At 32.6% G+C, this 11,975-nt stretch carries 14 protein-coding genes and 1 other annotated feature; all 14 genes read left to right on the forward strand.

The window, feature by feature from the left end; genetic code table 11:
- Positions 1–79: 79 nt before the first annotated feature.
- Entirely contained in the window at positions 80–1,819 is a 1,740-nt protein-coding gene (locus P3U32_RS05660) for an ABC transporter ATP-binding protein (protein ID WP_323704639.1), read from the forward strand.
- Entirely contained in the window at positions 1,816–3,567 is a 1,752-nt protein-coding gene (locus P3U32_RS05665; RefSeq protein ID WP_323704640.1) for an ABC transporter ATP-binding protein, read from the forward strand. Before P3U32_RS05660 ends, P3U32_RS05665 begins: the two co-directional genes overlap by 4 nt.
- A 362-nt stretch (positions 3,568–3,929) precedes the next feature.
- Positions 3,930–4,373: a DUF4930 family protein gene (locus tag P3U32_RS05670; RefSeq protein WP_323704641.1), complete on the forward strand. Its 444-nt coding sequence runs from the start codon at positions 3,930–3,932 to the stop codon at positions 4,371–4,373.
- A 103-nt stretch (positions 4,374–4,476) separates the two neighbouring features.
- Positions 4,477–5,334 carry a rod shape-determining protein MreC gene (gene mreC / locus P3U32_RS05675; RefSeq protein WP_323704642.1) on the forward strand — a complete coding sequence of 286 codons (858 nt, stop codon included), beginning with the start codon at positions 4,477–4,479 and terminating at the stop codon, positions 5,332–5,334.
- Positions 5,334–5,837, forward strand: a complete 504-nt coding sequence (mreD, locus tag P3U32_RS05680; RefSeq protein WP_323704643.1) for a rod shape-determining protein MreD — start codon at positions 5,334–5,336, stop codon at positions 5,835–5,837. Before mreC ends, mreD begins: the two co-directional genes overlap by 1 nt.
- 59 nt (positions 5,838–5,896) lie before the next feature.
- Positions 5,897–5,971: a sequence feature (ribosomal protein L21 leader region), on the forward strand.
- Positions 5,972–5,983: 12 nt separating this feature from the next.
- Positions 5,984–6,292, forward strand: coding sequence for a 50S ribosomal protein L21 (gene rplU, locus P3U32_RS05685; RefSeq protein WP_323704644.1), 309 nt, complete (start codon positions 5,984–5,986; stop codon positions 6,290–6,292).
- 3 nt (positions 6,293–6,295) lie between these two features.
- Complete coding sequence (locus P3U32_RS05690; RefSeq protein ID WP_323704645.1) at positions 6,296–6,616, forward strand: ribosomal-processing cysteine protease Prp; 321 nt, start codon at positions 6,296–6,298, stop codon at positions 6,614–6,616.
- A 10-nt stretch (positions 6,617–6,626) separates the two neighbouring features.
- Positions 6,627–6,911 carry a 50S ribosomal protein L27 gene (rpmA, locus tag P3U32_RS05695; RefSeq protein ID WP_323704646.1) on the forward strand — a complete coding sequence of 95 codons (285 nt, stop codon included), beginning with the start codon at positions 6,627–6,629 and terminating at the stop codon, positions 6,909–6,911.
- A gap of 104 nt (positions 6,912–7,015) precedes the next feature.
- Complete coding sequence (locus P3U32_RS05700; RefSeq protein ID WP_323704647.1) at positions 7,016–7,546, forward strand: Spo0B domain-containing protein; 531 nt, start codon at positions 7,016–7,018, stop codon at positions 7,544–7,546.
- Positions 7,547–7,548: 2 nt separating this feature from the next.
- Positions 7,549–8,838: a GTPase ObgE gene (obgE, locus tag P3U32_RS05705; protein WP_323704648.1), complete on the forward strand. Its 1,290-nt coding sequence runs from the start codon at positions 7,549–7,551 to the stop codon at positions 8,836–8,838.
- 12 nt (positions 8,839–8,850) lie between these two features.
- Positions 8,851–9,312, forward strand: a complete 462-nt coding sequence (locus tag P3U32_RS05710) for an ACT domain-containing protein (RefSeq protein WP_323704649.1) — start codon at positions 8,851–8,853, stop codon at positions 9,310–9,312.
- 14 nt (positions 9,313–9,326) lie between these two features.
- Complete coding sequence (ruvA, locus tag P3U32_RS05715; protein WP_323704650.1) at positions 9,327–9,917, forward strand: Holliday junction branch migration protein RuvA; 591 nt, start codon at positions 9,327–9,329, stop codon at positions 9,915–9,917.
- Positions 9,918–9,930: 13 nt separating this feature from the next.
- Positions 9,931–10,926 (forward strand): Holliday junction branch migration DNA helicase RuvB, encoded by a 996-nt coding sequence (ruvB, locus tag P3U32_RS05720; protein ID WP_323704651.1) that lies wholly within the window; start codon positions 9,931–9,933, stop codon positions 10,924–10,926.
- A gap of 16 nt (positions 10,927–10,942) precedes the next feature.
- On the forward strand, positions 10,943–11,968 hold the full coding sequence (queA, locus tag P3U32_RS05725) for a tRNA preQ1(34) S-adenosylmethionine ribosyltransferase-isomerase QueA (RefSeq protein WP_323704652.1): 1,026 nt from the start codon (positions 10,943–10,945) through the stop codon (positions 11,966–11,968).
- Positions 11,969–11,975 lie beyond the last annotated feature (7 nt).

The following is an 11,975-nucleotide window of genomic DNA, read 5'->3' on the forward strand; positions in this document are numbered from 1 at the left end:
TTACTTTATGCACACGCGTTCTATATGGATGCGTGTGCATTTTTGTGTTTAATTTTAAGGGGCGAACGGGGGAACAAACATGTTTCAAGCATTAAAAAAGTTAATATGGTTTTTTAAATTACATTGGAAGAGATATACCATTGCGGTAGTTTTATTATTAATCGCAAATGTCGTGGAGGTTATACCACCATGGCTTGTAGGACAAGCAATCGATAAAATAAGTGATCAATCTTTAAATGAACGTATACTTTATTTGCTGATCATTACATTTTTAATAGTGATCATTGTAGCTTATATCGTGAATTATATATGGAGAACACTTATATTTTCAGGTTCACAAATATTAGAGTCATTGATGAGAAGAAAGTTGATGCAGAAATTTTTAGCGATGAGTCCTACATTCTTCGAGAAAAATAGAACCGGAGATTTGATGGCAAAGTCAACGAATGACTTAAACCAAATTAGAATGACAGCAGGCATAGGTATATTAACATTGATTGATTCAACAACGTTTATGGCGACTATTATTGCCACGATGATGGTGACAGTTTCATGGAAATTAACATTACTCGCATTAATTCCACTTCCACTATTAGCAATTTTAGAAATTGAATTAGGGAAAAGAATTCATAAGCGATACCTTATATCACAACAGTCATTCGGTGATATGAATGATAGCGTATTAGAATCAATAGAAGGTGTACGTGTTGCACGTGCTTATGTACAAGAAGATAAATTAAATAATGATTTTAAAGAAATGACAGAAAGTGTAGTAGAAAAATTTATGAGTGTGGAACGAATGGATGCATTCTTCCAACCCATTACAATAATTATTACAGCGATGAGCCAAGTGATTGGAATTGGCTACGGAGCATATTTAGTTAACACAGGAGAGATGACAATTGGTGGATTAATTTCATTTACAGTTTACTTGAATATGCTCGTTTGGCCAATGTTCTCAGTTGGTATTCTCATCAATATTATGCAAAGAGGGAATGCATCGATTGATCGTGTAAATGAGACGTTAAATGAAGTGGAAACAGTCGTTGATGTCGAAGATAAAAGTATTCCTTCACATGAAATAGGCATGAATGAAGTTGTGTTTAAATATCCTTCAAGTGAAACTGTAAATCTTAATAACATTAATATTTATTTAGATAAAGGTGAAACTTTAGGAATTGTTGGTGCGACTGGTTCTGGAAAAACAACGCTGATAAAGCAAATTTTAAAAGAGTATCCAACAGGTGAAGGTGAAATTATATTAGGAGATACAAATATAAATCTTATTTCTAAAAATGACTTAAGAGCGCTTATTGGTTATGTATCTCAAGAAAATATACTTTTCTCAAGAACGATAAAAGAAAATATTAAATTTGGAAAAGTAGATGCGACGGATGCTGAAATTAATGAAGCTATTAAGTTAGCACATTTTGACAAAGATATTGCACGTTTACCTAAAGGATTAGATACACTCGTAGGAGAAAAGGGAATAGCGATTTCCGGAGGTCAAAAGCAACGTATTGCGATAGCGAGAGCTTTAATTAAAAATCCTAAAATACTCATACTGGATGATGCATTATCAGCAGTAGATGCTAAAACAGAAAAACAAATTATTGAAAATATACAAGCTTTCAGACAAGGTAAAACAACTATTATTTCAACGCATCGACTTTCAGGCGTAAAACATGCAAATGAAATTGTGGTCATGGATCATGGTGAAATTATAGAACAAGGAACACACGAAGATTTATTAAATAGTAAAGGATGGTATAAATCTCAATTTGAACGTCAAAGATTGAAAGAGGTGTATAATCAGTGAGCGTAATTAAACAATTAACTCCATATGTGAGTAAATATAAAAGTAAATTTATAATTGGAACGATTATATTAGTTTTTGCAGTTCTATTTGAACTAACTGGCCCATTGATAGCAATGTATATTATTGATCATTATGTCAAAACTTCTGCTGAACAAATAATACAACTAAGACCTGTATTGTTGTTATTGAGTCTCTTTTTCGCGGTTTCATTCATACATGCAGTATTAAGTTACTTTCAAACGATTGTGTTACAGAGAGCTGGTTCTGATGTAATTAAAGAATTGAGAATTAAATTATTTAAACATGTGCAACAGCTACCAATTAAATATTTTGATAATTTACCAGCTGGGAAAGTAGTCGCAAGAATTACAAATGATACACAAATGATTTTAGAATTATTCACAGTGATTTTGCCAAACTTTTTATCTGCGTTTATAACTATGGCAGGTGTGATCATTGCGATATTCTTTATAAATGTGCAAATAGGATTTATTGCACTCGTTACAATACCATTTGTCATGCTTTGGTTGGTTTGGTATAAAAAAGTGACAGGTAAATATAATTATGTAATTAGAGAAAAAAACAGTGACATGAATGCATTAATAAACGAATCGATTAATGGTATGAATATCATTCAAGCATTTAAACAAGAAAAACAAATTATGAGTGATTTTGATAAAATGAATGACACGTATTTAAATAACTATAAAAAAATCATTCAATTTGACTCACTTACAGAACATAATTTATTAGGAACGATTAGAAGTATAATATTCTTGTTACTCATAGTTGTATTTGGAACACAATTCTTAAATGCTTCTGTAGCAATATCAGTCGGAACGTTATATATTCTTGTCAATTATATAACAAGATTATTTGATCCACTATTTGGTGTATTGAATGTATTAGGACAATTAGAACAAGCGAGAGTTTCTTGTGTTCGAGTATTTGAAATGATGAATGTTGAAAAAGAAGAAATTCCTAAACACCTTATTAAGTTACCTCAAAAAATAAATGGAACGGTTAATTTCAAAGATGTTTCATTTGCGTATAAAGATGACGACTATGTGTTGCAGAACATTAATATAAATGTGAAACAAGGACAAACAATTGCATTAGTAGGGCATACAGGTTCCGGTAAAAGTTCAATTATGAATTTATTATTTAGATTTTATGATCCTACTCATGGAACGATTGAAATAGATGGAATACCAACAATCCAAATGGATAAAAGAGATATGAGAAAACATATGGGCATTGTTTTACAAGATCCATATTTATATACAGGGACGATCTTATCTAACATTACTTTGGATGACCCGCGTATTACTAGAGAACAAGCAATTGCTAGTTTAAATGCTGTTGGTGGAGATCGTGTGTTAGAACACTTTACAAAAGGAATAGATGAGCCTGTCATTGAAAGAGGTAGAACATTAAGTTCAGGTCAACGACAAATTATTTCCTTTGCCAGAGCTTTAGCATTTAATCCGGAAATACTCATATTAGATGAAGCTACTTCAAGTATTGATTCTGAAACAGAAGCGGTCATACAAAAGGCAATGACAGTATTGTCTAAAGATCGTACATCATTTATCATTGCACATCGTCTTTCAACTATTAAAAATGCTGATCAAATCATTGTTCTTGATAAAGGTGAAATAATAGAACAAGGGACACATGATGAATTAATTCAGTTAGAAGGACAGTATCATAATATGTACCAGATGCAATCACTTTCATTAGAATAAAGCGTTTAGAAATCAATAAAAACCATTTGAACGATTTAAGTCGTTTCAAATGGTTTTTATTTTTTTATGGTCACATCAAGTACATGACACCTTGATATATAAAGTAAATCACTAATGCGATGATTGCGAGTTTTATGACAAATCTTAAAACACCAACAAAAAATCTGAAAAAGATAATTAAAAACAGGATTGCTAAAAATATATATATTAATTCCACATCATTTCACCTCTTTATCAAATTATAAATGAGAATGCTTGAAAATGCATCAGACTACAGAATGATTATACAGTTCGGTCCTAAGTCCGATGAGTAATTTGCAGTGATTTTGTATAATGAAAAATAATGAGAGGTGGACAAAAATATGAGATGGTTGTTTAGGTTGATTAGAAATTTACTTGCATTAGTGATGATCATCATTTTAATAGTGATTGTATATAAAAATGTACCAGCTATAAGTGAATTGAATCCATTCGATCACAGCTCTGATAAAAATACTGAGTCTGTAGCGCCACAAAGAGCTAATTCTACTTATACTGTTGAAGATAATCCATTATTACAAAACGTTCCACTTGGACAAACAAAACAAGCTTTTAAGTGGATAAGTAAAAGTGAATTTATGGATGTTTCTGGATTAGAACGTATGGGGTATGACGATAACTATGTTGCTGGTCAACGTGGTACGGAATATATTTTATATAAATTTGGTGAACCAAAGATGTATGTTTATCAAACCGAACAAGATTTATTAAACGATCTTCAAGAAATGAACTCTAATATTAAGCTATTACCAAAAACTTCATATTAATTTTTAATTTCGGCACGCTCTTACTTTATTTAAATGGAGCTGTAAGATAAAATAGTAAATAACATTGTTGTTTTAGACATTTGAAAATTAAGAGGTGTTTGGATTGTCGAATTTTTTTAAAAATAATAAGTTAGTATTTTTTCTGATTTCAATGGTTTTATTGATTGTGATTGTTGGTTATTCTGTGAGAGCGCAATCTGCATCGCTTAGTGAACAATATGCAAGTGATACATCCTCGTTTGGAGGAAGAATCGTTTCATATCCGGTAAATGTAGTTTCTAGTTTCTTCTCTGGAGTATTTACTTCCGATGATGATGTAAATAAGTTGAAAGAAGAAGTAAAAAGCACAGATCAAATTAAAGCTGACAAATCTCGTTTAGAAAAAGAGAATAAAGCTTTGAAAAAAGAATTAGATATGAAAGATATTTCGCAATTTAATCCGATATCAGCAACTGTTATCGGTAGAAGTCCTGATCAATGGATGAATACAATCATTATTGATAAAGGTAAGAAAAGTGGATTCAAAGAAAATATGGCTGTTATTACAAGTGAAGGTTTAGTTGGTCGTATTAAAAAGGCGAACCAGTTTTCTTCACAAGTTGAATTGATTTCTACAAGTGTTAAAACAAGTAAGCTATCTGTCGATATACAACAGGATTCTGAAAATATTTTTGGTATGATTGATCGTTATGATGAGGATAAAGATTTACTTGTCATTAGTGATATCGATAACAAATATAATATTCAAAAGGGTTCTAAAGTTGTGACGAATGGTTTAGGTGACCAATTACCTAAAGGTATATTAGTAGGTAAAGTGGAAAAAGTAGAAAATGATGAGTATGGATTGTCTAAAGTGGCATACATAAAGACATCAACGAATATTAAAGATTTAAATCATGTTTATGTAGCTAAACGTGATCCTCAAACAATACCTTCATCAGATGAAAGTGGTGAGGAATAGTGAGGTTTTATGTTATACCATTAATCGGTGTCGTACTATTCTATTTGGATGTGTTATTAACACGATTGTCACCCATCCATTTGTTTAATGAAACGTTCATTTTTGTACCGAGACTAACATTTTTATATTTATTGATTATTGCTGTGTATAAAAATCCTAAAGTGGCCATTGTACTAGCAATAGTTACCGGTATATTTACTGATATTTATTTCGGAGGTATATATGGCATATATACATTTGGCTATGCCATCTTCGTAATCATGATGGATAAATTATTTAAAGTATTCTATAGAGATATTTTAATGATGGTTATCTTACTTATCAGTTCAGTTGTGTTGTTAGAGATATGGGTAATGATTTTTTATGGGTTCTTGGGAATGAGTTCTATTAACTTAGGACAGATATTATTCTTTAGACTCATACCAACTGTTATATTTAATTCAATTTGTTTAGTTATTATTTTCCCATTCATTCTAAAATTACTAGAAAGAAACACAAATTAGGTTGAGGTTATTGACATCAACTGTTGTAGATGGTAATCTATTGAAGTTGAGTAGTTTCAGGCTACATACAACCGCTCAATCATAGGTTTTATAAGGACGTATGTCACCTATGAATGGCGTGACTTAAAAAATTAGGAGGTGCAAGTATGTTTGCTATAATTGAAACTGGCGGAAAGCAAGTTAAAGTAGAAGAAGGTCAAACAGTTTGGGTTGAGAAATTAGACGTAAACGAAGGTGATTCATTCACTTTTGACCAAGTATTATTTGTAGGTGGAGATTCAGTTAAAGTAGGATCACCAGTTGTTGAGGGTGCTACTGTTACTGCTAAAGTTGAAAAACAAGGACGCGGTAAAAAAATCACTGTATTCAAATACAAAGCTAAGAAAAACTACAAGCGTAAACAAGGTCATCGTCAACCTTACACTAAATTAACTATCGAAAAAATCAACGCATAATCAATGATTAACGTTGATATTACTTTGAATCAAGAAGGGCAAGTCACAGATGTAGAAATGTCTGGACATGCCGATTCAGGTGAATATGGTAAAGATTTAGTCTGTGCCGGGGCATCTGCAGTAGTCTTTGGCTCTGCAAATGCAATCATTGGTTTAACTGATGAAACTCCTGACATTGATTACAGTGACGATGGTGGATATTTTCATATACGTAGTGTAAACTTAGATAATGAACAAGCGCAAACGTTATTACAAGGGCTCATCATTTCTTTGAAGACTATCGAAGAAGAATATGGCCAATATATTAAACTAAATTACAAGTGAGGTGTAACTCATGTTAAAATTAAACTTACAATTTTTCGCATCGAAAAAAGGGGTAGGTTCTACAAAGAACGGTCGTGACTCTGAATCAAAACGTTTAGGTGCTAAACGTGCTGACGGTCAATACGTTTCAGGTGGTTCTATCCTTTATCGTCAACGTGGAACTAAAGTTTTCGCTGGTGAAAACGTAGGTCGCGGTGGTGACGATACATTGTTCGCTAAAATCGACGGCGTTGTTAAATTCGAACGTTTTGGTCGTGACAAAAAGAAAGTATCTGTATATGCAGCTGCTGAATAATCACTAAATTGAGACACCAGAATTTTTTCTGGTGTTTCTTTTTTTAAACGTATATAGATAATGGTATAATGGTTTTTATGAATACGGATAATATAGGTGGTTGAATGAATAATTTAAATGTGTATTTAAAGTCGAGACATGATTTTGTGAACCAATTCCAATTGTTATATACATATAAACAGTTAGGTAAAGAAGATGAAGTCAGTGCTTTAATTGAAGAAATGTATGCGGATTTGAAACAAGAACAATTATTTTTGAATGCGCCTTGTAGAAAATTTGTACAAGCGGTTTTTGAACACAAAATAGAAATATCAGGCTCTAAATGGACATTTGAAATTGAGTGGTCATCCAAAGATTATTATCAAACAAATCTTAAATTGTCAGATGACGTACTATATCGCATTTATCAAATTTTGAAAACAGAAATCGAGAATCAAAATGACGATAAGCATGTTAAACTAGCTTTAGCGGTTGAACAAGAATATGTCATTTTGGGCGTTAATTTAACTGGTTATTCAATAGATGAATTGAAGTTAAATCGAATTTTCAAAGGGTATCATTATGATATAGTCACACATGATAATAAAGAGAAAGAAATAGAATTTTTAATTAATATAAATGAATTAGAGGTGTAAGCATGTTTATAGATCAGGTCAAGATATCATTGAAAGCTGGTGATGGCGGTAACGGTTTAGTTGCTTTTCGTCGTGAAAAGTATGTTCCATTTGGTGGTCCAGCAGGTGGAGACGGTGGTAAAGGTGCATCAGTAGTGTTTGAGGTAGATGAAGGTTTACGTACACTATTAGATTTCAGATTCCAACGTAAATTTAAAGCTGAAAAAGGTGAAAATGGACAAAGTAGTAATATGCACGGTAGAGGTTCAAACGATTTAGTATTAAAAGTACCACCTGGTACAATTATTAAAAATGCTGAAAATGAAGAAGTTTTAGCAGATTTAGTAGAAAATGGACAACGAGCTACAGTAGCAAAAGGTGGCCGTGGTGGTCGTGGTAACTCAAGATTCGCATCACCAAGTAACCCAGCACCAGATTTTTGTGAAAATGGTGAACCAGGTGAAGAATTAGAAGTTATGCTTGAATTGAAATTGATGGCGGATGTTGGATTAGTAGGTTATCCAAGTGTTGGGAAGTCTACATTATTATCAATCGTTTCTAAAGCTAAGCCGAAAATTGGGGCATATCATTTCACTACAATTAAACCTAATTTAGGTGTCGTTCAAACAAATGACGGTAGAGGATTTGTTATGGCCGATTTACCAGGTTTGATTGAAGGTGCTTCAGAAGGCATTGGTTTAGGTCATCAATTCTTAAAACATATCGAGAGAACGAGAGTAATTGTTCATATCATTGATATGAGTGGATTAGAAGGAAGAGACCCTTATGAGGATTATGTTACAATTAATCAAGAATTAAAATCATATAACGAAAATCTTTCAAGAAGACCACAAATTGTTGTTGCGAATAAAATGGATTTACCAGATTCAGAAACACAATTAGATATGTTTAAAGAACAATTAGAAGAAGAAGTAAAAATTATTCCTATCAGTACTGTAACTCGTAAAAATGTAGACCAATTAATGTATGAAATTGCAGATTTATTAGATGCAACAGAAGGAATGGATTTTGATAGTGTAGAAGAAGAAACTGGTGTTCACCGTGTAGTTTATAAACATGAAAAAGCAAGAGATCACTTTGTTATTACAAGAGATGATGACGGAGCTTACGTTGTCTCAGGTGACTCTATTGAGCGATTATTCAAGATGACTGACTTTAATCGTGATGCAGCAGTAAGAAGATTTGCAAGACAAATGCGTTCAATGGGTATCGATGATGCTTTAAGAGAACGTGGTGCATCTAACGGTGATATCGTTAGAATTCTAGGTGGAGAATTTGAATTTGTCGAATAGGGCGTGTTCCAATTGAAAAAATCAAATGAATCAACAAAAAGGTTTTATTTAATTAGAGAAGATGTATTACCAGAATCTGTTCAAAAAACAATTAAAGTTAAAGATGCATTATTAAAAGATAGCAATCTTACAATTTATGATGCCGTTAAAACTTTCAATTTATCCAGAAGTGCATTTTACAAATATAAAGATACAATATTTCCAATAGATAGATTAGAAGCAGAAACACGAAATTTAACATTGATTTTATATGTTCATGATGAAGTGGGAATGCTTGCGACAGTATTAAACAAAATCGCTGAGGTAAATGGTTCAGTGTTAACGATACATCAAAGTTTACCAATGAAAGATCGAGCGACAATAACAATTTCGTTAAATGCTGCAAATATTGATCTAACATTAGAAGAATTAATGGATGCTATAAAAGAAAGTCCATTTGTAGACGAAGTTGAAATAATCGGAATGAGTATGTAAAGGAAGTTAACAAAATGTATGCATATATAAAAGGGAAAGTAACACAATTATATCCTTCTCATATCGTTGTTGAAACGAATGGAATAGGTTATGAAATTCAAACACCGAATTCATACCGTTTTCAATCACAATTAGACAAAGAAACACAAGTCTTCACTCAACTTATTGTTAGAGAAGATGCACAATTATTGTTTGGATTTAGTAACTTAGAGGAGAAAGATATGTTCCTCAGCTTAATCAAAGTTACGGGTATTGGTCCTAAGTCTGCGTTAGCAATCTTAGCATCAAGTACGCCAAATGAAGTTGCGATTGCCATTGAGAATGAAAACGAAACATATTTAACTAAGTTTCCAGGTATCGGTAAAAAGACTGCAAGACAAATTATATTAGACTTAAAAGGTAAATTGATTATCACAGAAGAATCAGAATTATTCTTTGAAGATAATGACTCACATCAAGACTTATTAGATGAAGCATTGTTAGCATTAGAAGCATTAGGATATTCTAAACGAGAATTAACTAAAGTGAAGAAACAGTTAGAAAAAGAATCATTTGAAACTGTAGATGCATGTGTTAAACGAGGATTAGCTTTACTTATTCAGTAAATGAGGTGATTTTTTGGATGAGAGATTAGTTGATGAACATGAACACAATGAAGATATTCATAGTGAATTGTCATTAAGACCTGATACATTACAACAATATATTGGACAACATACAATTAAATCAAATTTAGATATTTTTATAAAAGCAGCTAAATTAAGAGAAGAACCTTTAGATCATTGTTTATTATATGGTCCACCTGGATTAGGTAAAACGACTTTAGCGCATATTATATCTAATGAAATGGATGTTAATTTAAGAACAGCAAGTGGTCCTTCCATAGAGCGACCGGGTGATTTAGCGGCGATACTGTCTGCATTACAACCCGGAGACGTTTTGTTCATTGATGAAATTCATAGATTAAGTCGCGTTGTAGAAGAAGTATTATACCCAGCAATGGAAGATTTTTTCTTGGATATTGTTGTTGGTAAAGGTGAAGAAGCGAGAAGTATTCGTATTGATTTACCACCATTTACGCTTGTGGGTGCAACAACTAGAGTCGGAAGTTTATCAGCGCCTTTAAGAGATCGTTTTGGTGTTCATTTAAGATTAGAGTACTATGACGATAAGAGTTTAGAACAAATCATTAAACGTACGGCTGACGTATTTGAAGTCGATATCGATGACCTTAGTACACAAGAGTTATCTAAACGAAGTAGAGGAACGCCTCGTATTGCGAACAGATTATTGCGTAGAGTGCGAGACTTTGCACAAGTAGAAGGCAATGATGATATCACGATGAAAGTCACTGAGCATGCGCTTAACTTATTACAAGTAGATAAAGAAGGCTTAGATCATATTGACTATAAAATTATGCATTGCATATTGAATAATTATAAAGGTGGTCCAGTTGGTTTGGATGCAATTGCTGCGACAATTGGTGAAGAACGCATTACGTTGGAAGATGTATATGAACCTTATTTAATACAAAAAGGGTTTATAGAAAGAACGCCACGTGGACGCCGAGCAACTGCATTGAGTTATGATCACTTCAAATTTAAAACGGATTAGGAAAGAGGACAAGTAAGTGAATATTGAAGAGTTTGATTTTAATTTACCTGAATCTTTAATCGCCCAAACTCCACTGTTAAATCGAGAAAGTAGTCGATTACTTAAGTGTGATAGAAAGACTGGACAACTAGAAGATTTAACATTTAAAGATATAGTCAATCAACTTTCACCAGGTGATTGCTTAGTTTTGAATGATACTAAAGTAATGCCAGCAAGATTATTTGGGTTGAAGGAAGAAACTGGTGCAAAGGTTGAAATGTTGATGCTTACACAACATGAAGAAAATCAATGGGAAGTCCTGATTAAGCCAGCAAAACGTATTAAAAAAGGACAATCTGTTAGCTTTGGTGAAGGTAAAATTATTGCGACTTGTTTGGAAGAGTTAGAACAGGGCGGAAGAATCATGGAACTTTCTTATGAAGGTATATTACAAGAAAGATTAGATGAACTAGGTGAAATGCCTTTACCACCATATATAAAAGAGCGTTTAGATGATCAAGATAGATACCAAACTGTATATGCAAAAGCAGTTGGTTCTGCAGCAGCTCCAACAGCGGGCTTACATTTCACTGAAGCTTTATTAAAAGAAATTAAAGAAAGAGGCATCCATATTGCATTTATTACACTTCATGTCGGTTTAGGTACATTTAGACCAGTGAGTGTAGATAATATCGATGATCATGAGATGCACTCTGAATATTATCAAATGACAGCTGAGACAGCTGATTTACTTAATCGAGTAAAATCACAGGGCAATAAAATTATTTCAGTTGGTACAACTTCTACGAGAACACTTGAAACGATTCGCTCTAAAAATGATCAATTCGTTGAAGCAAGTGGATGGACGGATATATTTATTTATCCTGGTTATGAATTCAAAGCGATTGATGGGCTTATAACAAATTTCCATTTACCAAAATCAACATTGATTATGTTAGTTTCAGCACTGTCGACAAGAGATAATATTCTTAATGCATACAATCATGCTGTAGAAAATAAATATCGTTTCTTCAGTTTTGGAGATGCAATGATAATAATATAGAAAAGGA

The organism is Mammaliicoccus sp. Dog046 (assembly GCF_034039665.1).
In the GTDB taxonomy this organism is placed as follows: Bacteria; Bacillota; Bacilli; order Staphylococcales; family Staphylococcaceae; genus Mammaliicoccus.

Excerpts from the sequence above, each read along its gene's own strand:
- rpmA (WP_323704646.1), top strand. The coding sequence starts at position 6,627 with ATGTTAAAATTAAACTTACAATTTTTCGCATCGAAAAAAGGGGTAGGT.
- P3U32_RS05670 (WP_323704641.1), top strand. The coding sequence starts at position 3,930 with ATGAGATGGTTGTTTAGGTTGATTAGAAATTTACTTGCATTAGTGATG.
- P3U32_RS05660 (WP_323704639.1), top strand. The coding sequence starts at position 80 with ATGTTTCAAGCATTAAAAAAGTTAATATGGTTTTTTAAATTACATTGG.
- P3U32_RS05690 (WP_323704645.1), top strand. The coding sequence starts at position 6,296 with ATGATTAACGTTGATATTACTTTGAATCAAGAAGGGCAAGTCACAGAT.
- P3U32_RS05700 (WP_323704647.1), top strand. The coding sequence starts at position 7,016 with ATGAATAATTTAAATGTGTATTTAAAGTCGAGACATGATTTTGTGAAC.
- obgE (WP_323704648.1), top strand. The coding sequence starts at position 7,549 with ATGTTTATAGATCAGGTCAAGATATCATTGAAAGCTGGTGATGGCGGT.
- ruvA (WP_323704650.1), top strand. The coding sequence starts at position 9,327 with ATGTATGCATATATAAAAGGGAAAGTAACACAATTATATCCTTCTCAT.
- rplU (WP_323704644.1), top strand. The coding sequence starts at position 5,984 with ATGTTTGCTATAATTGAAACTGGCGGAAAGCAAGTTAAAGTAGAAGAA.